At 57.4% G+C, this 26,172-nt stretch carries 19 protein-coding genes; 10 read left to right on the forward strand and 9 right to left on the reverse strand.

Going from position 1 to position 26,172, the window contains the following annotated elements; translation table 11 throughout:
* Positions 1–78 precede the first annotated feature (78 nt).
* On the forward strand, positions 79–570 hold the full coding sequence (locus CLV87_RS07540) for a serine O-acetyltransferase (RefSeq protein WP_099242284.1): 492 nt from the start codon (positions 79–81) through the stop codon (positions 568–570).
* Here CLV87_RS07540 and CLV87_RS07545 read toward each other — a convergent pair.
* Genes CLV87_RS07545 through CLV87_RS07555 form a run of 3 tightly spaced genes read right to left on the reverse strand, consistent with a single transcriptional unit; the run spans position 567 to position 3,789 of the window.
* On the reverse strand, positions 567–1,037 hold the full coding sequence (locus CLV87_RS07545; protein ID WP_133840719.1) for a GNAT family N-acetyltransferase: 471 nt from the start codon (positions 1,035–1,037) through the stop codon (positions 567–569). The genes CLV87_RS07540 and CLV87_RS07545 overlap by 4 nt on opposite strands.
* 53 nt (positions 1,038–1,090) lie before the next feature.
* Positions 1,091–2,383, reverse strand: coding sequence for a glycosyltransferase family 4 protein (locus CLV87_RS07550; protein ID WP_235871865.1), 1,293 nt, complete (start codon positions 2,381–2,383; stop codon positions 1,091–1,093).
* An 11-nt stretch (positions 2,384–2,394) separates the two neighbouring features.
* On the reverse strand, positions 2,395–3,789 hold the full coding sequence (locus CLV87_RS07555) for a hypothetical protein (protein ID WP_099242279.1): 1,395 nt from the start codon (positions 3,787–3,789) through the stop codon (positions 2,395–2,397).
* A gap of 235 nt (positions 3,790–4,024) precedes the next feature.
* On the opposite strand from CLV87_RS07555, the gene CLV87_RS07560 reads away from it, so the two are divergent.
* From CLV87_RS07560 to CLV87_RS07595, 8 genes are all read left to right on the forward strand, one after another.
* Positions 4,025–5,089 (forward strand): glycosyltransferase family 4 protein, encoded by a 1,065-nt coding sequence (locus tag CLV87_RS07560; RefSeq protein ID WP_133840720.1) that lies wholly within the window; start codon positions 4,025–4,027, stop codon positions 5,087–5,089.
* A gap of 189 nt (positions 5,090–5,278) precedes the next feature.
* Entirely contained in the window at positions 5,279–7,048 is a 1,770-nt protein-coding gene (gene xsc / locus CLV87_RS07565) for a sulfoacetaldehyde acetyltransferase (RefSeq protein WP_099242276.1), read from the forward strand.
* A gap of 440 nt (positions 7,049–7,488) precedes the next feature.
* Positions 7,489–10,320: a molybdopterin oxidoreductase family protein gene (locus CLV87_RS07570; protein WP_099242274.1), complete on the forward strand. Its 2,832-nt coding sequence runs from the start codon at positions 7,489–7,491 to the stop codon at positions 10,318–10,320.
* 73 nt (positions 10,321–10,393) lie between these two features.
* A complete protein-coding gene (locus CLV87_RS07575; RefSeq protein WP_099242272.1) occupies positions 10,394–11,143 on the forward strand; it encodes a 4Fe-4S dicluster domain-containing protein in 750 nt (249 codons plus the stop codon).
* On the forward strand, positions 11,143–12,015 hold the full coding sequence (locus CLV87_RS07580; RefSeq protein ID WP_099242270.1) for a dimethyl sulfoxide reductase anchor subunit family protein: 873 nt from the start codon (positions 11,143–11,145) through the stop codon (positions 12,013–12,015). The genes CLV87_RS07575 and CLV87_RS07580 overlap by 1 nt, the downstream gene beginning before the upstream one ends.
* A gap of 368 nt (positions 12,016–12,383) precedes the next feature.
* Positions 12,384–13,796, forward strand: a complete 1,413-nt coding sequence (locus CLV87_RS07585; RefSeq protein WP_235871866.1) for a mannitol dehydrogenase family protein — start codon at positions 12,384–12,386, stop codon at positions 13,794–13,796.
* Entirely contained in the window at positions 13,793–14,968 is a 1,176-nt protein-coding gene (uxuA, locus tag CLV87_RS07590; RefSeq protein ID WP_099242266.1) for a mannonate dehydratase, read from the forward strand. Before CLV87_RS07585 ends, uxuA begins: the two co-directional genes overlap by 4 nt.
* On the forward strand, positions 14,965–16,482 hold the full coding sequence (locus tag CLV87_RS07595; RefSeq protein WP_099242264.1) for a UxaA family hydrolase: 1,518 nt from the start codon (positions 14,965–14,967) through the stop codon (positions 16,480–16,482). Before uxuA ends, CLV87_RS07595 begins: the two co-directional genes overlap by 4 nt.
* A gap of 2 nt (positions 16,483–16,484) precedes the next feature.
* Here the strand turns inward: CLV87_RS07595 and CLV87_RS07600 are convergent, their stop codons facing one another.
* From CLV87_RS07600 to CLV87_RS07625, 6 genes are all read right to left on the reverse strand, one after another.
* Entirely contained in the window at positions 16,485–17,810 is a 1,326-nt protein-coding gene (locus CLV87_RS07600) for a glycoside hydrolase family 28 protein (protein WP_099242262.1), read from the reverse strand.
* A gap of 1 nt (position 17,811) precedes the next feature.
* Positions 17,812–19,002, reverse strand: a complete 1,191-nt coding sequence (locus CLV87_RS07605) for an HAD family hydrolase (protein ID WP_099242260.1) — start codon at positions 19,000–19,002, stop codon at positions 17,812–17,814.
* Positions 18,999–20,735: an ABC transporter ATP-binding protein gene (locus CLV87_RS07610; protein ID WP_099242258.1), complete on the reverse strand. Its 1,737-nt coding sequence runs from the start codon at positions 20,733–20,735 to the stop codon at positions 18,999–19,001. The genes CLV87_RS07605 and CLV87_RS07610 overlap by 4 nt, the downstream gene beginning before the upstream one ends.
* Before the next feature lie 9 nt (positions 20,736–20,744).
* Complete coding sequence (locus tag CLV87_RS07615) at positions 20,745–21,866, reverse strand: ABC transporter permease (protein ID WP_235871867.1); 1,122 nt, start codon at positions 21,864–21,866, stop codon at positions 20,745–20,747.
* A 10-nt stretch (positions 21,867–21,876) separates the two neighbouring features.
* Complete coding sequence (locus tag CLV87_RS07620) at positions 21,877–22,863, reverse strand: ABC transporter permease (protein WP_099244624.1); 987 nt, start codon at positions 22,861–22,863, stop codon at positions 21,877–21,879.
* A gap of 109 nt (positions 22,864–22,972) precedes the next feature.
* Positions 22,973–24,874 carry an ABC transporter substrate-binding protein gene (locus tag CLV87_RS07625; protein ID WP_099242256.1) on the reverse strand — a complete coding sequence of 634 codons (1,902 nt, stop codon included), beginning with the start codon at positions 24,872–24,874 and terminating at the stop codon, positions 22,973–22,975.
* 251 nt (positions 24,875–25,125) lie between these two features.
* Between CLV87_RS07625 and CLV87_RS07630 the strand changes: the two genes are divergently transcribed.
* Positions 25,126–26,169, forward strand: a complete 1,044-nt coding sequence (locus CLV87_RS07630; protein WP_099242254.1) for a LacI family DNA-binding transcriptional regulator — start codon at positions 25,126–25,128, stop codon at positions 26,167–26,169.
* The last annotated feature ends 3 nt before the right edge of the window (positions 26,170–26,172 follow it).

Raw genomic sequence — 26,172 nt, forward strand, 5'->3', positions numbered from 1 at the left:
GGTTAGTGTTGCCATATCCTCAAGGATGGCTCAAATCTGGGGCAGGAATTTGGCGAATTCACGGGCAGGGTCCAGAAAATGCAGGAAAAAGACATTTCCGCCACTGAACCAGATTGGTCACGTGAACAGATCGAACGGTTCTGGGAGCCAGGGAAAAAGATGATCCGCGCGGTACGGCGCTATCAGGCGGCGCAGGCGCGGGGCGGCGTGTTGGGTAAGATTGCGTCGAAATACTGGGTGCTAAACCACCTGTTCTGGTCCACAATTTGCCAGTCCGAACTGCACCTGAACACAAAAATCGGCGGTGGCCTGCGCCTGACGCACCCCACGGGCATCATCATCCACCCCGACAGCAAGATCGGACCAAATTGCATGATTTTTCATCAGGTGACTTTGGCCGGCCCTGTGACGTTGGGCGGGCATGTGGATGTCGGAGCCGGGGCCAAGCTGATTGGCCCCTTGAGCGTTGGGGATCACGCGGTGATTGGCGCTAATGCGGTGGTTACAAAAGACGTGCCTGCCGGTGCAACCGTCGCAGGTATCCCAGCGCGGGTGATTTCAGAGGGTTAAAGAGTTGCGCCGACGGTTCGATTAAAAATCAGGATCGTTTCATCGCTGAGAGCGTCATTCAGGCGAAACCCGGATTTCTCTAAAACACGGGCAGAGGCCGGATTGCCGGGTAAAACCCCGGCTTGCAACATTTGTTCCGGTCCTTTGTCGAGTTCATTCATCAGCCCCGCAACCAACTCGCTGGCAAATCCCTTGCCCCAGGCCTCTTCGCCAAAGACATAGCCAAGGTGAAGCGGGGTACCTGCCGGGGCATCCTTGGGATGAAACAGGAAAAGCAAGCCGACCAGCGCCTCTTGGTTTTCAACCAACGCGATGGGAGTACTGCCCTCGCGTGCTTTGATCCAATCCTCGGCTGCCGACGGGCCAGCGCCGGGTCGCATGGCCTCTGGCAAATGCTCCAAAACAGGATCTGTCAGCATCTCCATGACCGCCTGACCAAAACGCGCTCGTGTTTTGGGATCGGTCAAGACAACCTCCCAAGGGCGCACGTGGAGGCGTTCGGTGTGAAAACTCGGAATGCTCAATATCCCAACCCCGCCAATGGCAATCCATCCAAGAGCGCGCGATAGACCTCCATGGTTTTTTCACCCTTCTTCGCCCAGGGGTATCCCTGTTCGGCATAGGCTTGCGCCCGCGCGGCTGTCGCCCCCATGGTCGACGGATCGGTCACGCAATGCTCCATCTCAGCGCGGAAACCGGCAACCAGCCCGTCAAAATCTGCCATAGGCACGCAGGCCCCGCGCCCCTGCCCGGCCAGATCGCCGGGGGCACCATAATCCGACACCAGAACGTGATTGCCGCAAGCCATACTTTCGATGACCACACCGGCCCCCAGTTCGCGGATCGATGGGAAAACAAAGACATCAACCTCGCGCATCATGTCAGCGACCTCGCCTTGGGTCTTGCGACCATGCATGGTGACACAATCGCCCAGATCATGTGCGTCGATCACCATTTGCATGCGCGCACGCTCTGGCCCGTCACCAACCACGTGCAGGTGGTGCTGTTTCAGCAGGTCAGATTTGGCAAAGGCATGCAGCGGCAATTCTGGCAATTTGTAGGGCACCAACCGCCCGGCATACAGAAAGTGGATCTTGCCATCACTGCTACGCTGCCCGGCGGGCTTGGCCCCCTTGGCGTGAAAAATCTCTGGATCAAACCCGATCTCCGGGAAGGAAACGATGCGCGCATCCTCAACCCGCTGCAAATCCGCTCGGGTGTGGGAAAACGCGCTGAGAACAGCCGCGGCATCATCATAGGTTGAGCGCGCAAAAGGCAGATATTTATAGAAATCCCGCAAGCGGCGCAGCTTTTCCTTTTCGCGCGCTTGCTCGGCGGCAAAGGCAGCGGGCCAGTCGAGATTGCCGTTCAAGGGACCAATCACAAAGGGTTGCGGCACCTTATGCGCCAGCCAACTGGGCAAAGTCGGCGACATCGGCGTGATACGATGCACGATGTCAAACTCACCAACTTTGAGTTGCGATTTAAACCGCTGCCAAACGCCGTGTTCAAAGGCCAGATAAGGCAGGTAGTTGAAGATCATCGAAGTGGACCAACCGACCTCTTCACCACCCCGGATGAGGCGCGCGAGCTTGAACATCGGCGAGGCGATCCATTCATTATCGATATAGACAATCTCAAGCCCCGTCGGCGCGGCCTTTTCTATGTTTTCTCGGTTGCGCACATGGGTGGCCAAAGTGACGTCACACAGTTTGGCAATCTCAAGCGCGTATTTGTAACCGACAATCGGCAGGCTGGGCCATTCCGGATTGCATTCATCCGCGACCAGCAGAACCTTGGGTTTCCCTGTCATTCTCTTCCTCGTTACATCACCGATTGCCATTTCATGGCGGTGCTATGTTTTGTGATTTTCAACCGCTCGGCGCGCAGTTTTTCTGCGTATCCGGTCAAGGCCCCGACCAACAACCATGTTAGCGGAGTGAGGGTCGCGTTTGGCAGCATATCCAGCGCGTTGATCGCCAAGAGCAGGCTCAATGGGCCGATATAGGGCGAAATCTCCTGGCCGCGCCGCGCCGCAATTTCCCTGCCAAGCAGGATCAGTGGCAAAAGCAGAAGCCCGAATTCAGCAATGAAACCGACCCAACCATAGACACCAATCACAATGATCCAGCGCCCATCGGTCACCGTCAGAATATTGCCGTTCACCGGATCAAGGATGTGGTTCCGCCCAAAACTGCCCCATCCGAAAATCGGCTTTTGATAGGCGCGCTCTAACAACGTGTTCTCATTGTCAAACCGGAACTCAAGACTGCCAGCGCGTTGCGGATCGATGGCGGCTGCCTGTGCCAACAACTGGTCTTGCGGAATCAGATCCGCACCTTTGAGTATTGGATAGGCCAAGGCGATCGAGCCGATCACAATCGCAATCCGTACCTGCACGCCAGTGCTGAACAGAACCACCAAAGGCACCAGCAGCACCATGAACAGCAATGACCCCAGCGACTTGGCCAAAACCATGATCCCGGTCAGGTAAAGCGCTGCCATCAGCAGTTTGAACCGCGTTTCCTTGGAATTTCGCCAAAGCGCATAGGCAGAGACAACCGCCGTCATGGTGAAAAACGCCACCCACAACCCGTGATACAGGAAGACCACAGGTCGATAGCCCCCAGCCCGGATCGATTGACCAAACAGGTGCTGGTAGTAGCCGTAGACCCAGAGGTTCAACTGAGGGGACAGGCGAATTTCGATCAGCATGAACAGCGAATAGACCAGACCACCGATCATCAACGCCCAAAGGATCTCGCGCTGCGATCCACCATCAGCAAGGAACTGGCGCGCCATAAGGAATGGCAGGATCAGCAGGAATTGCTCAATCGGAAGGGCGAGCGCATGTTTGAAATTATGCCCCTCGACCCCGACCTGCCCAAAGAAAATCGGCTCTTCGTTGGTGAAAACGGTGATGACGGGTGAAAAGACAAAGAGCAGCAACAAGACCTTGCCAACCAGGTTTTGCGGCAGGATCGGCCCGTCATACCCATAGCGCCAAAGCGCGATCATAAATGCCATAAGCGCCGGAATGTTATGCTTGTTCAGCGGCGGCATCAGCGGAAGGTCAAAAACGGCGGGCGGTTCGGGAAGGAACAGATAGCCGAGCATCAAGCTCCAGACCAAGGCACGATCAGCCCGCAGCCGCCCATACAGGGCAACCACCACCAGCGGAAAAACAGCCAGCGCCAGAAAGGCAATCGGGTTGGGCATCTTTTGCGAATCGTCCCGTGAGGCACCCCTGAAAAAGGGCAGATTTCCTAACACTCTATCAATCTCACAAGGCCAAGTCGCGACACCATTGGTACAAAATCGTGAAGCTGGAAACAAAACACGAAGTCGCGCCGCATTGTCGCGAAAGTCGCTGAAAACCTTATATCTTCTGCCCAAATTCCGTCCCAAATATGCCCCACAATACCCGCGGAAGAAATCCAATTGGGGCGCCAAAATGGCAGCGAAAGACTTGAATATTGCCTTTTTGGGGGCGTCGCCGACATTGGATTGGCATCACTCTGGCGGGGCAGAGTTTTTCATGCGCAAGGCGCTGGAGGCACATGCGGGCCACGTCACCTTTTTTAACGTGAACAACACCGAGCCGCCCCAGCCCCAAATCGACGAGAGCGACGAAGGCAGACCGCCCTTTGACGTTACTTTTCTGGCGCCAACAGTGCCTCTTTCTAACACGCTCTTCGAAAGGCACGCGCCCTTGACCGTCCACGCATTAGGTCCAAACAGTATCCACGGGCCCGCCAGATTCGCGGACGCGCCGGTTCTGTTCCTGATTGATGTCTTGCGCTCGATCCGAAAATCGCGGCTTTTGGCCTCTTCTGACTTCCTTATCGTCCCGTCGGACAAAACGGCCAGGAACCTGCGATTGGGCGATGCATCGGTCGAGGTCGTGCCATGGGGGGCAAATATCAACCCAACATCCGGGTTTCAGCCCAAAACCATTTCGTATGATCATCCACTGCAACTGCTTTTGATCACACGAAACTGGCATAACAGCGGCGGAGCCTTGAGCTTTCAAACCCTTCAACTGCTGCGTTCCAGTGGTATCGATGCGCATTTGACCATCGTTGGCTGCGTCCCGCCTGATCAACATGTGAACGAATGGGTGACCGTGCATCCGTTTCTGGACAAGTCCAAACTAGAGGAAGAAGCGACCTTTATGGACATTTTGCGCCGGTCGCATTTCCTCTTGCACCCGTCAGCTGTCGGATTGGGCTTTCCCGTGTGCGAGGCATCAGCCTTTGGTGTGCCGACTCTCTGTTTTCCCAGCCTTGCGGATCTGGTGCGGGACAACGTCAATGGACGCATCTTCCCGGTTTCAAAGACTTCTGAACAGTTTTATCACGCCATTCGTTATTTTCTGGAGAATCCCGGCACCTATACCGCCATGAGCCGGTCGTCGCGTCAGGAATACGAAGAGCGCTTGAATTGGGATGCCTGGGGGAGCGCCACAGCCCATTTGCTGCGTGATTACATACGCAAATTGGGCAGCGGTTTGGGCTGATTCAAAGCAGCTAACAATGTCCAAAAATCGACAAAACTAAAATTATTGAGCCTTTCATTATCAATAATGAGCATTTCTGGACATATCGCAAAGCCATAACTGGCCCTATTTCCCATGCGTCGTCCTGTCTACGATGAGGCAAATCTTGTCGATCTTTTGGTCGGCCGCCTTTTCTTGGGAGACACCTAAATGAAAATGACCACAGAAGAAGCCTTTGTGAAGGTGCTTCAACGTCACGGTATCGAACACGCTTTCGGGATTATCGGGTCGGCCATGATGCCAATCTCTGATCTGTTCCCAAAAGCTGGCATTCATTTCTGGGATTGCGCCCATGAGGGCTCGGGCGGATTCATGTCTGACGGCTATACGCGCGCGACCGGTAAAGTTTCGATGATGATCGCGCAGAACGGCCCGGGCATCACCAACTTTGTAACCGCCGTGAAAACCGCCTATTGGAACCACACGCCACTGCTGCTGGTCACCCCTCAGGCCGCGAACAAGACCATCGGTCAGGGTGGTTTCCAGGAAATGGAACAGATGCGCATGTTTGCGGATTGTGTTGCCTATCAAGAAGAAGTGCGCGACCCATCTCGCGTTGCCGAAGTGTTGACCCGTGTCATCGCTCAGGCCAAGCGCGCCTCTGCCCCGGCGCAGTTGAACATCCCGCGTGATATGTGGACCCAAATTGTCGACATCGAAATCCCAGAGCCCATCGAATTCGAACGCTCTTCCGGTGGCTCGACTTCGGTGACCGATGCGGCCAAGCTGCTGTCCGAAGCCAAGAACCCAGTCATCCTGAACGGCGCAGGCGTTGTTCTGTCTGAGGGCGGCATCGACGCCTCGATCAAACTGGCGGAACGTTTAGACGCCCCAGTTTGTGTGGGCTACCAGCACAATGACGCCTTCCCGGGCAACCACCCGCTTTTTGCTGGTCCTCTGGGCTATAACGGCTCCAAGGCAGGGATGCAGTTGATCAAAGAGGCAGACGTTGTTCTGGCGCTGGGTACGCGTTTGAACCCGTTCTCGACGCTGCCGGGCTATGGCATGGAATACTGGCCTGCTGACGCCAAAATCATCCAGGTCGACATGAACCCGGATCGCATCGGTCTGACCAAAAAGGTCACCGTTGGCATCGTCGGTGACGCGGCCAAGGTTGCGACAGGTATCCTTGAACAGCTGTCCGACACCGCCGGTGACGAAGGCCGTCAGGCCCGCAAGGACGACATCGCGCAGAAGAAATCGGCCTGGGCACAAGAGCTGACCTCGATGACCCACGAAGATGACGATCCGGGCACCACCTGGAACGAGCGCGCCCGCGACGCCAAGCCGGACTGGATGTCCCCACGCATGGCGTGGCGCGCAATCCAGGCGGCGCTGCCGAAAGAGGCGATCATCTCCTCCGACATCGGCAATAACTGCGCCATCGGTAACGCCTACCCCTCCTTCGAGGAAGGTCGCAAATACCTCGCCCCGGGCCTGTTTGGCCCCTGTGGCTATGGTCTCCCATCCGTGGTCGGCGCAAAAATCGGCTGCCCTGATGTGCCTGTTGTTGGTTTCTCCGGCGATGGAGCCTTTGGCATCGCCGTCACCGAGCTGACCGCTATTGGTCGTGGCGAATGGCCGGCCATCACGCAGGTCGTTTTCCGCAACTACCAGTGGGGCGCGGAAAAGCGGAACTCGACCCTGTGGTTTGACGACAACTTTGTTGGCACCGAATTGGACGAGCAAGTGTCATATGCTGGCATCGCCAAGGCCTGCGGCTTGCAAGGCGTCGTTGCGCGCACCATGGACGAACTCACCGCTGCTCTGAACAAGGCCATTGAGGATCAGAAAGAGGGCAAGACCACCCTGATCGAAGCCATGATCAACCAAGAGTTGGGTGAGCCATTCCGCCGTGACGCCATGAAAAAGCCAGTGGAAGTGGCGGGCATCTCTGCCGACGACATGGTCCCACAATAAGCGCAAGCCGCCTCGCCCGGAGCATTCCGGGCGGGGTGGCTGAATGGCGGATGAATCATGCTCGAAAGCGGGTATTCGGACACGCTCGTAGCGTAACAGAAAACCCAACACCGAAAATTGATACATGAATGTTACATCATTCATCCTGGAAATTTTCGCCACTTTCTCCGCGCCATGATTAGACAAAACCGCCATCTGACCAAAAATTGCCTTTGCTTCCGGCAAGCTGATCTCCGGGCGCTTAGGGCCTAACAAAATATGGGTTTGGGACAAGGCGAAGCCAAGCGCCACGAATTGATCCATCGTGTGTTTTTCGCCGTTTCGACCTAGGCTGATCGCCAAATTTCCCTCAGCGGATGCAGGCATAGCCAAGAAAAACGCGAACCTGCGGCGTTGGCAGGTTTGCCCGAGACCAGAGCCAAAGGGACGGGGCCAAACGAATGACATTCCAACAGCCGAACATCGATACCAGCCCCAAAGTCTCGGACGAGATCCGCAAGACCACCTGTTACATGTGCGCCTGCCGGTGTGGGATCAACGTGCATATGAAGGACGGCAAGGTCGCCTATATCGAAGGCAACCGCGACCACCCGGTCAACAAAGGTGTGCTATGCGCCAAAGGCAGCGCCGGCATTATGCAGCACAATGCGCCTTCGCGGTTGCGGGCACCGATGAAACGGGTCGGTCCGCGCGGTTCAGGTGAATTCGAAGAAATCAGTTGGGACGAAGCCTTTGACATCGCCGCTGGCTGGCTTGGTCCCTTGCGCGAAACCAACCCCGAAAAACTGGCCTTCTTTACCGGGCGCGACCAATCCCAAAGCTTTACCAGCCTTTGGGCGCAAAGCTTTGGCACGCCCAACTACGCGGCCCATGGCGGGTTCTGTTCGGTCAATATGGCGACGGCAGGCATCTATACGATGGGTGGTGCCTTTTGGGAGTTCGGCCAGCCCGATTGGGAGCACACCAAGCTGTTTATGATCTTTGGGGTGGCCGAAGACCATGACAGCAATCCGATCAAAGCAGGCATCGGCAAGATCAAGGCGCGCGGGGCCAAGGTGATTGGCGTGAACCCGGTGCGCTCTGGCTATAACGCCGTGGCAGATGAATGGGTCGGGATCACCCCCGGCACCGATGGGCTATTCATTCTGGCGCTGGTGCATGAGCTGCTTAAGGCGGGGCGCATCGATCTCGACTATCTCGCGCGTTACACCAATGCGCCGGTGCTGCTGGATTGTGACCCAAAGTCAGAAAACCACGGCCTGTTCCTGCGCGACGACAATGACAAACCCCTTGTCATGGATCGCAAAACCAAAGAGCTGGTCGCCTTTGACACACCTGGCATTTACCCGGATCTGACTGGCCATATCCGCCGTGCGGGCGTTACCCATCACTCGGTGATGCATGAAATGGCCGAGAAATATCTCGACCCGCAATATGCGCCCGAAGCTGTCGCTGAACGCTGCGGAATCTCGGCCAGCCGTATTCGCGCCCTTGCCGCCGAGTTGGCCCGTGTTGCCTTTGAAGAACCTGTTGTTCTGGATCGGGAATGGACCGATTTCCGCGGCGAGACACATAAGCAAATGATCGGCCGCCCGGTCTCCTTCCATGCTATGCGCGGGATTTCGGCCCATTCCAACGGGTTCCAGACTTGCCGAGCCCTGCATCTGTTGCAAATCCTGCTCGGCTCTGTCGAAACTCCCGGTGGCTTCCGTTTCAAACCGCCCTACCCCAAACCGGTCGAGGCGCACCCCAAACCCCATTGCGGCGTTAACCCCGGTCAGCCACTGGACGGCCCGCATCTGGGCTTTGTCCGTGGTCCCGAGGACCTGATGCTCAAACCCGATGGCAGCGCGGCGCGAATCGACAAGGCCTTTACCTGGGAAAACCCGATGTCAGCGCATGGCCTGATGCATATGGTCATCGCCAATGCCCATGCCGGTGATCCCTATAAGATCGACACGCTGTTCCTTTACATGGCGAACATGTCCTGGAACTCCTCCATGAACACCTCTGGTGTCATGAAGATGCTGACTGACACGGATGAAAACGGCGATTATGTCATTCCGCGCATCATCTATTCTGACGCCTATAGTTCGGAAATGGTGGCTTATGCAGACCTGATCCTGCCAGACACCACCTATCTGGAGCGCCATGACTGCATCTCGATGCTGGATCGCCCGATTTCCGAGCCGGACGGTGCTGCCGACGCAATCCGCTGGCCGGTGGTGGAACCTGATCGCGATGTGCGCGGCTTCCAGACCGCCCTGATCCAGCTTGGTGCCAAACTCGGCCTGCCCAATTTCACCAATGAGGATGGCAGCGCCAAATATCAGGACTATGCTGATTACATCACCAATCACGAACGCAAACCTGGCATTGGGCCGCTGACCGGCTGGCGCATTGGCGAGGACGGCCCAACAACCGGCCGAGGTGCGCCGAACGACGCGCAGCTTGACAGCTATATCGAAAATGGCGGCTTTCACATCGCCCATATCGCGCCCGAAGCGGCCTATTTCAAACCTTGGAACGCGGCCTATCAGGATTGGGCGGTTGAGATGGGCTTTTACGACGCCCCAGCGCCGTATATCTTTACGCTCTATTCCGAACCGGTGCGCAAGTTCCAACGCGCCGCCGAAGGGCATGGGGATCATCAACCGCCCGAGCACCTGCGCGACCGCCTGAAAAAGGTCATGGACCCGCTGCCGATCTGGTACGAACCGTTTGAGGGCACCATGGTCGATCCGGATCGTTATCCCATCCACGCACTGACCCAGCGCCCCATGGCCATGTATCACAGCTGGGGCACCCAGAATGCCTGGCTGCGCCAGCTGCATGGCCGCAACCCTCTGTATTTACCCTCCAAACTGATGCGTGAGCACGGTTTGCAAGATGGCGACTGGGCCCGGGTCAGTTCCGCCCATGGCGAAATCACTGTGCCCGTGATGGAAATGGCGGCGTTAAACGAAAACACCGTCTGGACCTGGAACGCCATTGGCAAACGCAAGGGGGCCTGGGCGCTGGAAAATGACGCGCCAGAAACCACCAAAGGGTTCTTGCTCAACCATCTGATCAACGAACTCCTCCCGCCCAAAGGAGACGGGCTGCGCTGGTCCAATTCTGACCCGATCACCGGGCAAGCGGCCTGGTTCGACCTCAAAGTCCGGATCGAAAAGGCCAGCGGCCCAACCGAAGAAAGCCAACCGAATTTCGCGCCTCAGACCTCACCGGTCGGACAAGGCCCAAAAGAGCTGCGCTGGAAGGTGGGCAAATGACCTGTGTTTCTTCTTGGCCCAAATACTCAATTTCGCTGCCCTTGCCGCGCCCCACAACGAATGAGGCCCCTGCATGACCTCGCTTCCTGAACAAACAGACCGCAAGCTCGGTCTGGTTATAGACCTTGATACTTGCGTCGGTTGCCATGCCTGCGTGATTTCCTGCAAAGGCTGGAATACTGAAAACTATGGCGCGCCGCTGTCTGACCAAGACCCCTATGGTGCCGATCCGGTGGGCACTTTTCTGAACCGTGTCCACAGTTACGAGGTCCAGCCAGACCAAGGCCCGGCGCAACTGGTGCATTTCCCGAAATCCTGCCTGCATTGTGACGATGCGCCTTGCGTGACCGTCTGCCCTACAGGGGCCAGCTACAAACGCGTCGAAGACGGCATTGTTCTGGTCAACGAAGATAATTGCATCGGCTGCGGGCTTTGCGCCTGGTCCTGCCCTTATGGCGCGCGCGAAATGGATGCCGCCGAGGGCGTGATGAAGAAATGCACGCTCTGCGTTGACCGCATCTATAACGAAAACCTGCCCGAAGAAGATCGAGAACCATCCTGCGTGCGTACTTGCCCCGCAGGGGCTCGTCACTTTGGCGATTTCTCGGATCCCGAAAGCAATGTGTCCAAACTCAGCGCCGAGCGCGGCGGCATGGATTTGATGCCGGAACTGGGCACCAAGCCGGTCAATAAATACCTCCCCCCACGACCCAAAGACAGCTGGCAAGGTGAGGTCGATGTGCTCGCCCCTTGGCTGGAACCGGTCGCGCAGGAACCGCAAGGGTTCTTTGGTTGGCTCGACAAAGCTCTGGAGAAGTTCTGATGCATCCAGCACCTTCGGTTATCATCTTCACCACTTTTTCCGGCCTGGGTCTCGGCCTATTGTTCTGGCTTGGTATTTCACCTGACCCGCATGGGGGCTGGGTCGGCTTTACCTTCTTCTTCATCGCCTTCGCACTCGCCTGCGGGGGCTTGGCAGCGTCGACCTTCCACTTGGGCCACCCGGAACGTGCGCTCAAAGCGTTTACCCAATGGCGCAGCAGTTGGCTGAGCCGCGAAGCCTGGAGCGCAGCCGGTGCGCTGGCGGTCATGGGGCTTTATGCGTTCTTTTGGGTCCTCCTGGGCATCCATATCGCGCCACTGGGTTGGCTGGGGGCTTTGCTGTGCCTGGCAACCGTCGGCACCACCTCGATGATCTACACGCAGTTGAAAACCGTGCCGCGCTGGAACCATTGGTCAACGCCAGCATTGTTTTTCGCCCTATCGCTGGGCGGAGGTGCCTTGCTTGCCGGTTACATCAACACGGCGGTGTTCCTGATTGCCCTGTCTGGCGCAGTGCAGGCCTATTGGTTCTGGCAAGGCGATCAGAGGTTTTCGGATTCGGGCACCGACCTTGGCACAGCGACCGGCCTTGGATCGCGCGGCAAAGTTCGCGCTTTCGAGCCGCCGCATACCGGCACAAACTACCTGCTGAACGAGTTCGTCTATGTGGTGGGCCGCAAACACGGCGACAAACTGCGCCTGATCTCTCTGGCGCTCAGCACGGTCTTGCCATTGCTGCTGTTGCTGACCAATCCGGGCCACCTCTTGGCGGTGATCGCAGTCATCAGTCATGTGACCGGTGTCGTGGTGTCGCGCTGGTTATTCTTTGCCCAGGCCGAACATGTGGTCGGCCTCTATTACGGCAAACGATAGGCAGAAATTGCCCATTCAGTTGCAAAGAATTTGGTCGCCATTGCGTAGCATGGCGACCTTTTTCGTTTTCAACGATTGCGGCTAATAAAGGGGATAGCCAATCTAACATATTAGTTGACTAGTCTGCGCGAAATTCGTATAGCCAGAGGTGCTTCAGGGGAAAGGCGACTCATGGTTCCGCATGGCGAAAATTGGTCAGCCCAAACCGGGCCGCGAACCCGCAGCCTGCCCATAACTCCGTGCCAGAATGCCAACGCCCGTCCATCCTTTGGCCCCAACACCCTCGCGACAGATGTTCAGGGTGCATCTGAGGCAATGAATTCCCTCCGAGAGCCGATCTCCGGACCAGCAAAGAAAGCTCACCGCCAATGACACAAGACATGTCAAACGCCCCGAAAACTGGGATCGTCCATCTGGGGTTAGGGGCTTTTTTCCGCTCTCACGGCGCGGTCTATATTCAGAACGCCATGAAGAAAGACGGCGGCGATTGGGGCATTATTGGTGTCAGCCTCCGGTCTCCCGGGGTCCGCGACAAGCTGCGCGAGCAGAACTGGCGCTATACGGCGGCAGAGATGGGCCCGGAAGGTTTGAAGACGCAGGACATCACCGTGCTGAACGATGTCCTTGTTGCACCGGAAAACCCACAAGCCGTGTTGGATGCTATGGCGGATGAGACCGTAAAGATCGTCAGCCTGACAATCACGGAAAAGGGGTATTGCCTGGCCTCCTCAGACGGGGCACTGGACATGAACCACCCGGATATTCAGCATGACATCGCCCATGACATGCCCAAATCCGCGCCTGGATATATTGTCAGAGCTTTGCAACACCGCCGCGCTGCGGGCCTGCGCCCCTTTACGGTCATGTCGCTGGACAACCTGCCCAATAACGGCGCGCAAATCAAAGCTGCCGTGTTGTCTCTCGCCTCGCAAATCGACCCGGATCTTGCCGCCTGGATCGAGTCCGAGGCGCGTTTCCCGTCGACGATGGTTGACCGCATTGTCCCGGCAACAACCGACGCTTTGATCGCTCAGATCGCCAATCATACCGGTGAACAAGACGTTGCCCCGGTCGGTCACGAACCCTTTAGCCAATGGGTGATCGAAGACCAGTTCGTCGACAACAATCGCCCCGATTTCGCCAGTGTCGGAGCCCAGTTCGTGCAGGACGTCACAGCCTTCGAGCATATGAAGCTGCGTATGTTGAACGGCACCCATTCCAGCCTCGCCTATCTGGGTGCGGTTGCCGGGTTTCGCACCGTGTCCGAGGCTTGCGAAAATGCAGATATCGTAAACTTTCTGTCCCATCTTTGGACTGCGGAAATCATCCCCACCCTCACCCCGCCCGAGGCCACAGACCTGCCCGCTTATGCCGAGGCCCTGCTGCAGCGGTATCAAAACCCGGCGATCCAGCATCGGCTGGAACAAATCGCGATGGATGGCAGTCAGAAACTGCCACAACGCTTGCTTGGGACCATTCAGGACAATGCCAAGGCTGGTCGCAGCTTTGACGGTTTGGCGTTGGCTGTGGCCGGATGGGTTCGGTTTCTTGAGGGCAAGGATGACAACGACAACGCCCTTTCCATTTCGGACCCGCTTCAGGATCAGTTGCAAGAGTTGATCACAACCGCCGCCACCCGCGACGATCTGGTGACCAAGCTCATCGGTTTCAAAGCCGTGTTCAGCGATCCCCCTGCCGAACTCGCCCCTGCCCTGCTTGCGGCGCTTGCAAAACTTGATGACAAAGGGGCATTGGCAGCCATGAGGGAGACCGCGCGATGAAAGAGACCTTTCGCTGGTATGGTGAGGGTTTGGACAAGATCTCGCTGGCCGATATCAGGCAAACCGGAGCCTCGGGCATCGTCACGTCTTTGCACGAAATTCCCTATGGCGAGGTTTGGTCGCGTGATGCGATTGGCAAACGCCGTGACCTTATCAAAGCGGCAGGCATGGATTGGACAGTGGTCGAAAGCCTACCCCTGCACGAAGATATCAAGCGCGGCACCGGCGATCTGACGATGCTCTTTGCCAATTACCGCCAATCCATGGCCCATCTCGCGGCGGAGGGCATTGATACCATCTGTTACAACTTCATGCCGCTGCTGGATTGGACCCGCACAGATTTGCATGCTCCCGTCGCAAATGGCGGAACCTGTCTGCGCTTTGAGGCCCATCGCATGGCCGCGTTTGAAATCCATATGCTGGGGCGCATGGAAGCGGCCGAGGATTATCCCTCGGATGTTTTGACCAAAGCCGCCGAGTGGTACACGGCCAGCACTCAGGAAGATCGTGACACCCTGTTGGCCTCAATCATGGCGGGTTTGCCGGGGGCCTTTGACCGCTATGATGTGAACGGTTTGCGGCAAGCCTTGCAAAGCTATTCCGGGCTGGGCCATTCGGATCTCAGGGCAAATTACAAACGGTTCCTAGACGAAATCATCCCCACCGCCGAAGAGTTGGGAATGCGGTTTTGCGTCCATCCCGACGATCCGCCGCGCGATATTCTGGGTCTGCCACGGATCGTTTCGAATGCTGATGACATCGATTGGATCATGTCCGCCCATGACAGCAACGCGAATGGTCTGACGCTGTGCTCTGGCTCGCTTGGGGCGAACCCGGACAATGATGTTGTTGCCATTGCCGAACAGAATGCATCCCGCATCCATTTTGCCCATCTCCGCAATGTGCGCAAAGATCCCGACGGTTCCTTTGAAGAGTCGGCGCATCTGGAAGGGGACACCAATATGGTCGCGCTGGCCCGTGTCCTGTTGAACGAAGAAAGCAGACGCAAAGCCAATGACAGGCCGGATTGCGACATTCCCTTCCGACCGGACCACGGTCACGATCTGCTGAGCGATGCCAGCATGGGAACCTATCCTGGCTACCCTCTGATTGGCCGCATGCGAGGATTGGCGGAACTGCGCGGGGTTATCCACGCGTTGGAGGCGATATGACGGCCCAAACTCTGATATTGCAGACAGGAGATTCCGTCGCCATCGCCCTGAGCGATCTTAAGGCGGGCAGCATGATTGATGACCTTGGGCTGGCTCCAAATTCCGACATCCCGCGCGGTCATAAGATAGCTCTTGCCCCGCATGGGGTCGGTGACAATCTACGCCGCTACGGGCAGGTGATTGGGCAGGCAACGGCTCCGATTGCGCCGGGTGATCATGTTCATTCCCATAATCTGGGCATGGCCGATCATGTGGCCAAGACGGATGGTCAACAGGCGGTCAAACCGCTGGCACCGATCCAATCGGATCGCCATTTTCTGGGCTACCATCGCAGCGACGGCAAGGTGGGCACGCGCAACTATATCGGGGTGTTGACCTCGGTGAATTGTTCCGGCTCTGTCGCCCGTTTCATCGCGCAGGCCGCAACCGAAACCGGCTTGCTCGATGGCTTCCCAAATGTCGACGGGATTGTTCCCATCGTACATGGGACGGGCTGCGGCATGTCGGCTGCGGATGAAGGCTATGCCACGCTGTTCAGAACCCTGGCAGGCTATGCCCAAAACCCGAATTTTGGCGGTATCCTGTTGGTCGGGCTGGGCTGTGAAGTCATGCAGGTGGCGGACCTTGTTGGCGGGCGGCCAATCCGCTCGGACGGGGCGCTGCGTTACATGACGATCCAATCCGAAGGCGGCACGGCCGCCACGGTGGAACGCGGCCTGCAAGAATTGCGTGGGATCGCCGAGGTTGCCAATCAGGCACAACGCGCCCCCGCCCCGCTCAGCGCGCTGACCATTGGCATGCAATGTGGCGGGTCAGATGGCTATTCCGGTATCACCGCCAACCCCGCTTTGGGCATCGCCTCGGATCTGATCGTGCGCCATGGCGGCACAACCATTCTGTCCGAAACCCCCGAGATATATGGCGCAGAACACTTGCTGACGGCCCGCGCCGAAACCCCGGACGTGGCCGACAAGCTTCTGACGCGCATTGCCTGGTGGGAAGACTACTGCGCGCGCAATGGTGGTGAGATGGACAATAACCCAAGCCCCGGCAACAAGCGCGGCGGGTTGACCACGATTCTGGAAAAGTCGCTGGGCGCAGTGGCCAAGAGCGGCTCGGCCCCACTGCGCGCGGTCTATGAGTTCGGCGAGGTTATCGACACCAACGGATTTGTCTTTATGGACAGCCCTGGCTTTGACCCCTGTTCGGTGACAGGGCAAATCGCATCCGGCGCGAACCTGATCGTCTTTACCACCGGGCGCGGCTCAGTATCTGGTTATCAGCCCGTCCCATGCGTGAAACTGGCCACCAATTCCGAGATGTATCGCCGTATGCAGGGCGATATGGACCTCAATTGCGGTGATATCGTCAGCGATGGCGTCTCACTGGAAGATAAGGGGCAAGAGCTTCTGGATATTCTGATAAACACCGCCAGCGGTGCCCAGACGCAAAGCGAAAAGCTGGGCTATGGCGGGGTGGAGTTTGTTCCCTGGACCATTGGGGCGGTCATGTAGGGTCAGCCGTCCCGATCAATCAAGTCAGGCGACCAGCCTTCGGGTAAGGGAGAGGGGCGATCAATTTGCACTTGCTCCAACCGCGCCTCCCGCACATGGCGCAGAAAGATGCCGGGCAGGCCATTCGGGTAAGGATCGACTCCATAAATCCCGCCATCAGGGCGGCGCACGAAACAGTTTCGCCGTCCCAATTCAGGATCATCCAGATCGTTCACATCCTCGGGCACGGGGCGCAGGTCCAAAAACATTTCATGCGCATATTCGCCTGGCTCCTGACGTAGGTTGACCGCTGAAATCAGCAGGTTTTCAATGGGCCTTTCAGGATCACCATGCACGACAATCGCCCCCTCGCAACGCCCCGTTATTCCGGTCACCGCGATGTCACGCACAATCGACGGCTGCGCGCCTCGGACGCGCGCGTGGGAGTTGATCGTTATCGGTTCACCAGATCCCCAATAGGCGTGCGGTGCCTGAGCGCAATCCACCGTGCTATTGGAAAACCGAATGCGTTCAATCGTGCCGCCATCCCGCGCCATAATGCCAAAGGCGCGATTGGTGCCCGTGATCGTGATCCCGGAAAACACCACATCGCGCACATCCTGATGGGTTTCCGTCCCGATCTTCACCGAACAACTGCGCGAGGTGAAATGGCAATTCGTGACGTGAATGCGTTCTGCTGGCCCTTCCAAGGCTGGATCAAGCTTGGCGCAGGTTTTCACACAGACCGAGTCATCAGCGGCGACAATCTTGCACCCGGACATAAAGGCATCGCGACAGCTGTCGAAATTCACCCCGTCTGTGTTCGGCATCGCCATGTCGTTGAGAATTGTCAGGTCGCTCACCCGGATATGCTCGCACGCGACCAGGTGAATGGTCCACATCGGGGCCTCGATGAAGGTCACGTCGCGAATATCGACATTGCGGCAGGCCTCGAACACCACCATGCGGGGGCGGTTGTAGTTTGCCCATTTGACCCCGTCGAACAAACCCTCACGCGAACACCAATCCGGACCGCTGCCATGGATCACACCTTTGCCGGTGATCGCGATATTCTCGGCATCGCGGGCCACGATGAAACCGCGGTCGCTGTCCTCGGCAATGACGGACACAGTGCCCGCAACAAAGTCATCGTAATCACCAGAACAGGCAAGGGTTGCCCCCAAAGGCACGTGCAGCTCAATCCCCGAGCGCATGACAATCGCGCCCGACACCCAGCGCCCGCGCGGAAGCGTCACGCGGCCACCACCCGCAGCAGCGGTGTTATCAATGGCGGCTTGCAATATCTCGGTGATGACGTTGCCCTCTTGCGGCGCGTGAATTTCTGTCATGTTAGGGATCCTTGCTGAGCGAGAATTCAAAGAGCTGCAAAATATGCACCAGCACCTCTAGCCGGGAAAATTGAACCGTGGGCTGTTCGTCTTCGGTTTCGGGAATACGGCGGCGGCGATCTGACCAATCGAAAAAGAAAGACGGATGCCCGGCCCGGTTCGCCCCCAGAATATCACGCTCCAGGTTGTTTCCAATCATCGGGACATAGCGCAGCTGATCTTTGGTCAGCCCCATCTTTTCCCGCGCGACCTCAAACATACGAGCATCGGGTTTGTGCACGCCAACATCGCCGGAAATCACATACTGCTCGAACAGATCCCAGAGGCCAGAGGGTTTCAACACGTTTTCAAATGTCTCACGCGGACCATCCGCGACAAGACACAATCGGTAGCCCATGTCATGGAGGTCACGAACGACCTTTTCCGCACCGGGGATCAGCTCGGCGCTGATCACCACATCACTGCCATCATCGCGCTTGATCTCGGTGCCTTCGTCCACCAGCGTATCACCACAATCAAAAAAGATCGCAGGCATATGTGGTGTCTGTGTGCGCAGCTTGCCCAGCAGGATCTCCATCCGGGCCTTGATAAAAACCGGAAGGTCGGTGGCGGGCAGAAACGGCACATCAGCCAGATCGACAGCCAACCCATGGCCAAAGCAGGGTGTGAATTGCAACCGTTGCAGATAGAGTTTGGCCAAGCGGTGGTCGGCGGCGGTGATCTCGGTCCAGTCTTGCGCAAAAGGATTGCCGGTATGGATGCCGCCATGCCCTGCAGAACTGCCACAGGTGAGGCGCGTTGCCTCGGCCATCTGGTCGCGATGGGCGCGATTGCGAAAATGTGCATGTGCGCCGGCCTCACACCAGATCAGCGGCTGCCCATCTGCCAAGACCAGAGACACCTCATGTCGGCTGCCGTGAAAGGTGGCTTCGACCGCGATGACCTTTCCCTCTGCCACATGCACCCAGACATGTTCCAGATCGTAGGTATGGCAAATGTCGTGATCCCAAAAGATCGCATATTCATAGCAGATCTCACCGCGCAACGTGACGTGGAACTTGGAGCTGGGAGAAGGCCCATCCGCCTGAAAGGCATGCACGCCAATTTGCCCCGGGCGAAACGGTTCTGCCCGATCCAGCAGCAAAATAGGCGCAAAGCTGCGGGCCTCATCCAAAATGGGATCAATGCTCATGCCGATAGCGCCTCTTTTTCGCGACGTGCCTGCAACCGGCGGGCCCGGCGCGGATCAGGGATGGGAACCGCATTCAGCAAACGACGCGAATATGCCTCGCGCGGGTTGGCGAAAAAGCTCACCGTATCCCCGGCCTCGACCAATTTTCCCTTTTGCATCACACCGATATTGTCGGCGAAATTGGCGATCATCGACAGGTCATGGGTGATGAACAGATAGGTCAGTTTCAACGTCTCTTGTAACTCGCGCAGCAGGTCGATGGTCTGCGCAGCAATGGACACATCCAGCGCCGAAACGCTTTCATCCAGCACCACAAAGGACGGGTTCGTCACCAGGGCGCGGGCAATGCCGATGCGCTGACGCTGGCCACCGGAAAAGGCATGGGGGTAGCGTGATAACATATCGGGTTTCAGCCCGACCTGATGCAGTAACGCCGCTGCCTTTTCGCGGATCAGTTTCTGATTGGTCTCCCCCTGATTGACCATCGGTTCACCAATCAACTGCTCCACCGTCATTCGCGGGTTGAGCGAGGAATAGGGATCTTGAAACACCATCTGCATATGGGCGCGCATCCTGCGCAGCCGGTCGCCTTGCAGCTCGGTCAACTCATGGAAGTTACCGTCCGGAGCCTGAAAAGACACGGTGCCGGCGGTTGGCTGATAGGCGCGCAGAATGGCGCGGGCGACGGTGGATTTTCCCGACCCGCTTTCCCCAACCAACCCAAAGGTTTCGCCACGCCGGATGGTGAAACTCACATCATCCACCGCCTTCAGCTGTTCGGTCACCCGCCCGCGCCAATCTTTCTGCGTGGGAAAGTACATCTTGAGGTTCTCAACCTTCAGTACCACATCCTCATCCGCTTTCTTTGAGAAAGCGGCAGGTTGCGCCGGGATAGCTTCGACATTGTCAGCCATGGCATATTCCGGCAGGCGCGGGATCAAGGAAAGTAGCTTTTGCGTATAGGCCGCTTTGGGTTCGTAAAAGATCTCATCAATGGTGCCGGTCTCTTCGACAATGCCATGGTTCATCACCGTGACACGATCCGCCAGCTCGGCCACGACGCCAAAATTATGGGTGATGAACATCACGCCCATATTGAACTGCTCTTGCAAGCCACGGATCAGGTTGAGGATTTGCGCCTCGGTCGTCACATCTAGCGCGGTGGTGGGTTCATCCGCCAGCAAAAGCGAGGGGTTGCAGGACAGGGCCATGGCGATCATCGCCCGTTGACGCATCCCACCCGAAAGCTGGTGCGGGTACTTTTTCAGCATCCCGCGCGGGTCTGGCAGTTGCACCAGGTCCATCAACTCAGCAGCGCGATCCTCCAACGCTTTCTTGCGTTGATCGGTATGCAGGGTCAGGGTCTTCATCACCTGCTGGCCAATGGAATGCACCGGCGACAGCGCCGTCATGGGTTCCTGAAAGATCATCCCGATCTGGCCACCACGCAGCTCACGCATGGTGCGGCTTTCGCGGCCGTGATCCAGGACCGAGACCACGCCATCGCGCCCCTTGAACTTGACCGACCCAGCCGTCTGCGCCGTGCGCGGCATCAGGTTCAGGATGGCGCGCGCGGTCAGGGATTTGCCCGAACCGCTTTCGCCAACCACCCCAACCACTTCGCCGGGTTTGATTGACAGGTCGATGCCCTTGACCGCGTCCAGGGTAAAGTTCCGCATCTGGAACGAGACCTTAAGGTTCTCGATTTCCAACAGGTTTTCCGGATTACGCATGATCGCCCCCTATTTCTGATAGGGATCGGCTGCATCGCGCAGACCGTCGCCGAGGAAATTAAACGCCAGAATGGTCGCAACAATCGCAGCACCCGGAGCCAGTAGCCAAGGAGCCAAGGCGATGGAGCGCAGGTTTTGCGCGTCTTGCAGCAACACCCCCCAACTGACCACCGGCGGGCGCAAACCAAGCCCAAGGAAAGACAGCGATGTCTCGCCCAGGATCATCTCGGGAATGGCCAGCGTCACAGCCGCAATCACATAGGATGTCATTGAGGGCAGCATATGACGGGTGACAACCCGTTTGGGTTTCGCCCCCGACAATTGTGCGGCCAGAACAAAATCCTGGTTGCGGATGGTCATGAAATGACCGCGCACCACACGGGCAAGGTTCGTCCAGCCAATGAGCGCCAGAATGACCGTGATCAGCAGATACACAAAAATCGGGTCCCAATGGATCGGCAAAGCCGCCGCCAGCCCCAACCAGAGCGGGATGGTCGGAATGGAGCGCACGAATTCGGCCACCCGTTGGATGGCGGCATCCACGCGCCCACCGACAAGTCCAGCGATCGAGCCCAGCGTGATCCCGATCACAAAGCTGAAGAATACGCCGATCAGGCCCACCGACAGTGTCACCCGCCCGCCATAGATCAACCGCGACAGCAGGTCCCGCCCCAAGGAATCCGAGCCAAGCAGGTAAAGCCGATCACGCCGCCCTCCTTCGATGCCGAAAAGGTGCAGGTCCGTCTCCCACAGACCCCAGAAATGATAACTGTCACCGCGATGGAACAGCTTGATCGGCAGGACTTTGGCGGTGTCCTCGCTAAAAATCAAACGCGCGGTTTCGGGGTCACGCTTGCGGTCCAGACCGTAGATAAACGGCCCGACAAAACTGCCTTCGTGGAACAGATGCACCTGTTGCGGCGGCACATAGGCGTGCAGTTTGGAATGCTTGAATGGATCATAGGGGGCCAGGAACTCGGCAAAGGCCGCGACGAAATACAGGAACCCGATCAAATAAAGCGACCAGAGCGCCAATTTGTGTTGCTTGAACCGCCACCACATCAAAGTGATGGGGCGAGCAGTGTCGATAACCTGGGTCTTATCCATGTCAGTCACATTGGTATCCGTCATGTCACCCCCGTTATGCATGGCGGATACGCGGGTCTGTCAGGGTCAACAAAATGTCTGACAGCAGCGTTCCAATGATGGTGAATATCGACAAGATCAGGATAAAGCCTCCGGCCATATACATGTCCTGATTCAGCAGGGCGCGCAGCAACAGCGGCCCGGTGGTTGGCAGGTTCAGCACCACCGCAGTGATCACATCGCCTGAGATCAACGCAGGCAAAGCCCAGCCCACGGTAGAAAAGAACGGGTTCAGCGCGACGCGCACCGGGTAGCGCCAGACCACTTCGCGTTCGCCCATGCCCTGAGCATAGGCGGTTTCCACATAGGGCTTGCCCAGCTCTTCGAGCATGTTGGCGCGCATGACACGCAACAGGCCGGCCGCCCCGCCCGTTGCCAAGACAACGACAGGCACCCAAAGATGAACCAGCAGATCCCAGAATTTGGCAAGGCTCCATGGCGCATCTGCCATCTCAGGTGAAAACAGCCCGCCAACATGGAAGTTGAAATAGGCAAAGCCCATCCACATCAGCACCAGCGCCAAAAGAAAATCCGGGATACCGCGGCCCAGAAAACCCAGGACCGTAAACACGTAATCAAAGACCGAATATTGCCGTGTCGCCGAATAAACCCCGATTGGAATGGCAATCACCCAGGTCAGCAGTAAAGAAAGGGTCGAGATCATCAATGTCAGCGCAATGCGATCCCACAGCAGATCCGACACTGGCAGCTTCCAATCCAGCGACAGGCCAAAATCGCCATAAAACACGATATTGCTGATCCAATCCCAATATTGAACGATCATCGGGCGATCGAGGCCAAAGCTCTTGCGCAACTCGACGGCCTCTAATGCCGAAATCGATTCACCGGTCTCTTCCAGCTCGGCAATATAGGCGGTCACATAGTCGCCCGGAGGAAGCTGAATGATGATGAAGGTCGCAATCGAGATCAGCACCATTGTCGGTATCGACCACAGAATGCGCTTCAGGATGAACCACAGCATCGGGTGTTCCTTTTTGACGTCTTGCCCCAAGCGGGCAAGGCCCTGAGGGCAAGTGAGTCTGGCGACCAGGATCGCCAGACTCGGGGACAGTTCCGGGAGTCGACTGCCGTTAGTCTTGTTTGAAGTAGAACTGCGCCGCCTGCGCCAGACCAATGCCGCGCAAAGCGTCGTCATCGATCAGACCGGCCGGGAAATTCTCGACTTCGTTGGATTTGACAAAGATGGCGGGTGTTTCGCCGATCAAGCCAATGGTCCAGAGATTGTCGCGGAAGACACTGACCATATCCTGCGCATGGGCGTTGGCCTCATCCAGAGAGCCCGCTGACTGGGCCGCTTCCCATGCGGCCCAGATATCGCGGATCGGGTGATCGGCGGGGGGCTCGACCCCGTTATTCCCGGCACTGCTCCACCATTTGAAATAGTTATGCGCAAAGCCATATCGTCCGAGGAAGCGAACTGGATCAGCCGTGATGATCGAAGAGCGGTCAAAGTTGTCCAGAACCAGTTCGAATTCACCGGTCTCGACATGCTGTTGCACCAGGGTGCGATCCAAGTTGCGCACCAGCGCCTCTACCCCGATCTCGGCCCAATCGGCCTGCACCAGCTCCAGAACCGAGAGCAACGGGTTGTGGCGTGTTTCAATGACCAGCGTCAGGCGCTTGCCATCCGGGCGCAGACGGAAACCGTCGCTGTCACGCTCGGTCAGACCAGCCTCGTCAAGCAGCGCATTCGCGCGGTCCGGATCCCAGACAGTGCCAGCTTTTTCAAGCTCGGCATCAAAGAAGGGAGACCCGGAAACCGGACCGGCCTGACGGGCTTCGCCAAGACCCGAGAAAGACAATTCATTGATGGTTTCGCGATCAATGGCGATGTTCAGTGCCTCACGCACTCGTTTGTCGTCAAACAAAGCGCGCAACGTCTCATCTGGCGTGTTGAGGTTGGGATAAATCGTCCAGGTCGACGCCTTGGTCCAGGTCACAACCTCGTAATCGCCCGCCGCTTCGTTTTCCTTGAACAGGGTAAAGTCATTGGCGTTCAGGTGACGCTGTTGCAGGTCAATCTCGCCCTGCACAACCATCAGGTTCAACGCTTCGGTGTCCTGGAACAGGCGGTGCTCGACCCGATCAATATAGGGCAGCTGGTTCCCCTCAGCATCAACGCCATAGTAATACGGGTTCCGCTCCATAACCACGGTATCTGCCGGCGGAGGTGTCGCCACGCGCCATGCGGTCAGCACCGGCATATCCGGGTTGAACCACCAGGCCTGGATCTGGCCTTTGGAATCCCACAGGTCGGTCCATTTCTTGGCACCGTGCTTTTCCATGACCGCCGCCAGCTTGGCTTCATCCGCATAGGTCGGGTGAAAATCCTTGAGATAGTGGAACGGCTCGATAAAGCCAGGACGATCAAGCCCCGGCTTGCCGGTGGATTCTTTGGCCAGAACGGTCAGGAACAGAGGGTAAGGCGCGGCAAAGGTCACGGTAAAGGTGTGATCATCCACGATCTCCAGCGCCATCGGCTCACCTGCAGCGGTGTAAAGCGCTGGCACCGCGGGCATGATCTCGCGATTGTTGAACACGTCATCATACCAGAATTTCACATCACGCGTGGTGACTGGCGCGCCATCAGACCAGCGATGCCCCTTGCGCAGGGTAAAGGTAAAGACGGTGGAATCTTCGTTAGCGGCATAGCTTTCGACCCAGCCCGGAACATAAGAAATGTTCTGATCCGCATCCATGACGGCGCGCAACACGCGCTCTTCCATCAGCTTGGTGGGGCCCCAACGATCCGATGGCCCCTTAAAGGCGCGATGCCAGGTGCCGCCGTACTGACCAATGGAGTTCGCCACATCAATCACGCGGGGATTTTCCGGCAGACGCTCTTCAACCGGGGGCAGCGTGCCTGCCGCGACTTGCTCCGCCAGCATGGGAGCCTCGTCAAGCGCAGCGGCGGATTGCGCCGCAAAAACCAGCGCGAGGGCGGTGGCGGGTTTCAGCCAGGTGTGTCGCATAGAATTCCTCCATTTTCAGGTCAGCCTGACGACGGGCACACCCGGACCTCCTCATCCGATCTGGCGCTCCTCCTCAGTTGCGCTTTAAAATTTCCGGTGATTGCCTTGCGCACAAGAAAGGCGTATGAAATTTATTTCATGCTTTTCCCTTTGTGGAGTTGAAGCGGCGAGACAATGTTGTTGGGCGCTGAAATCAAAGGATAAATCTCTGAGGTCCAGCACCCAAACACCCCCGAACAAGGCATAAAGACATGGCCAAAACCCCGCGAATTCAGGACATCGCGCTGCTTGCAGAAGTTGCGCCAAGTACTGTTAGCCATGTGTTGAACGGAACCGCCCCGATCAGTCCCGAGGTTTCGCAAAGAATCCTCTCGGCTGCGCGCGAGTTGGGATATCTCGCCAAGCGTCGGCGCAAGGCTGCGGTGGCCTTGTTACCCACCGTCTTGCTATCCGCCAGCGAGGCAAATTTCCCGAAATCAGACCGCAACTATGTCTCTTGGACGATGCTAAACGCCTTTCGACAGGAATGCCGGGCGCGATCCATTCGCCTTATCCCGCATATCGACAAAGGCGATAAAATCATCCCCGAAAGCCTGGTTGCCGCGATAGAAAAGCACCGCCCGCAGGGGGTTGCGATCATGCAGGATGATGGAACGGATTTGATCGACGCCGTTCACGGTCTTGACCCATCGATTGTGATCCTGTCCGGGCAGGATCCGTCTATGCGAGTCGACACGGTGTCCCCCGGCAATCGCTTTGCCGCCCAAATGGCCACCGACTACCTGTTCCAACTCGGGCATCGCCGTGTTGCCCATGTCACCTATGGCACGCGGTTGATCGGGCAACATCGTAAATACGGTTTTCTCGATGCCTATCGCGCTAGCGGCTATCACATGCCGCCCGGTGCGATCATTGACGTGGAAACCTTTCGGCCTGAGATCGTGACGCAGAAAATGTTGAACTGGTTGGCCGTTCAGCGCCGCCCCCTGCCCTTTACCGCCTTTTTCTGTTCAGCAGACAATGTGGCCATCGGGGTCATGGATGCTTTGGCTAAATCGGGAGTCAAGGTGCCTGGCGATGTCTCGGTGCTGGGGTTTGACAATGTTGAGATTGGCAAACGTCAGAACCCACCGCTATCGACGGTACACGTGCCCATGGAGGAAATTGGACAGGTGGCGCTAAACCTGCTGGAAGAGGCGCGCACCCTGCCCAAAAACGAACGTTCGGCCCGGCGGGTGGAATTGGGTTGCAAGATTATCGTGCGCGGCTCCACCACCGGGCCGCATCTGGGTTAGGGT

The sequence above is a fragment of the Pelagimonas phthalicica genome (genome assembly GCF_004364805.1).
GTDB lineage: Bacteria > Pseudomonadota > Alphaproteobacteria > Rhodobacterales > Rhodobacteraceae > Pelagimonas > Pelagimonas phthalicica.

What these genes read in the sequence shown, in the direction of transcription:
- CLV87_RS07550 (WP_235871865.1), bottom strand. Translation starts at nt 2,383, where the DNA reads ATGACAGGGAAACCCAAGGTTCTGCTGGTCGCGGATGAATGCAATCCG.
- CLV87_RS07555 (WP_099242279.1), bottom strand. Translation starts at nt 3,789, where the DNA reads ATGCCCAACCCGATTGCCTTTCTGGCGCTGGCTGTTTTTCCGCTGGTG.
- CLV87_RS07580 (WP_099242270.1), top strand. Translation starts at nt 11,143, where the DNA reads ATGCATCCAGCACCTTCGGTTATCATCTTCACCACTTTTTCCGGCCTG.
- CLV87_RS07585 (WP_235871866.1), top strand. Translation starts at nt 12,384, where the DNA reads ATGACACAAGACATGTCAAACGCCCCGAAAACTGGGATCGTCCATCTG.
- xsc (WP_099242276.1), top strand. Translation starts at nt 5,279, where the DNA reads ATGAAAATGACCACAGAAGAAGCCTTTGTGAAGGTGCTTCAACGTCAC.
- CLV87_RS07625 (WP_099242256.1), bottom strand. Translation starts at nt 24,874, where the DNA reads ATGCGACACACCTGGCTGAAACCCGCCACCGCCCTCGCGCTGGTTTTT.
- CLV87_RS07540 (WP_099242284.1), top strand. Translation starts at nt 79, where the DNA reads ATGCAGGAAAAAGACATTTCCGCCACTGAACCAGATTGGTCACGTGAA.
- CLV87_RS07600 (WP_099242262.1), bottom strand. Translation starts at nt 17,810, where the DNA reads ATGACAGAAATTCACGCGCCGCAAGAGGGCAACGTCATCACCGAGATA.
- CLV87_RS07610 (WP_099242258.1), bottom strand. Translation starts at nt 20,735, where the DNA reads ATGCGTAATCCGGAAAACCTGTTGGAAATCGAGAACCTTAAGGTCTCG.
- CLV87_RS07615 (WP_235871867.1), bottom strand. Translation starts at nt 21,866, where the DNA reads ATGACGGATACCAATGTGACTGACATGGATAAGACCCAGGTTATCGAC.
- CLV87_RS07595 (WP_099242264.1), top strand. Translation starts at nt 14,965, where the DNA reads ATGACGGCCCAAACTCTGATATTGCAGACAGGAGATTCCGTCGCCATC.
- uxuA (WP_099242266.1), top strand. Translation starts at nt 13,793, where the DNA reads ATGAAAGAGACCTTTCGCTGGTATGGTGAGGGTTTGGACAAGATCTCG.
- CLV87_RS07570 (WP_099242274.1), top strand. Translation starts at nt 7,489, where the DNA reads ATGACATTCCAACAGCCGAACATCGATACCAGCCCCAAAGTCTCGGAC.
- CLV87_RS07575 (WP_099242272.1), top strand. Translation starts at nt 10,394, where the DNA reads ATGACCTCGCTTCCTGAACAAACAGACCGCAAGCTCGGTCTGGTTATA.
- CLV87_RS07620 (WP_099244624.1), bottom strand. Translation starts at nt 22,863, where the DNA reads ATGCTGTGGTTCATCCTGAAGCGCATTCTGTGGTCGATACCGACAATG.
- CLV87_RS07605 (WP_099242260.1), bottom strand. Translation starts at nt 19,002, where the DNA reads ATGAGCATTGATCCCATTTTGGATGAGGCCCGCAGCTTTGCGCCTATT.
- CLV87_RS07630 (WP_099242254.1), top strand. Translation starts at nt 25,126, where the DNA reads ATGGCCAAAACCCCGCGAATTCAGGACATCGCGCTGCTTGCAGAAGTT.
- CLV87_RS07560 (WP_133840720.1), top strand. Translation starts at nt 4,025, where the DNA reads ATGGCAGCGAAAGACTTGAATATTGCCTTTTTGGGGGCGTCGCCGACA.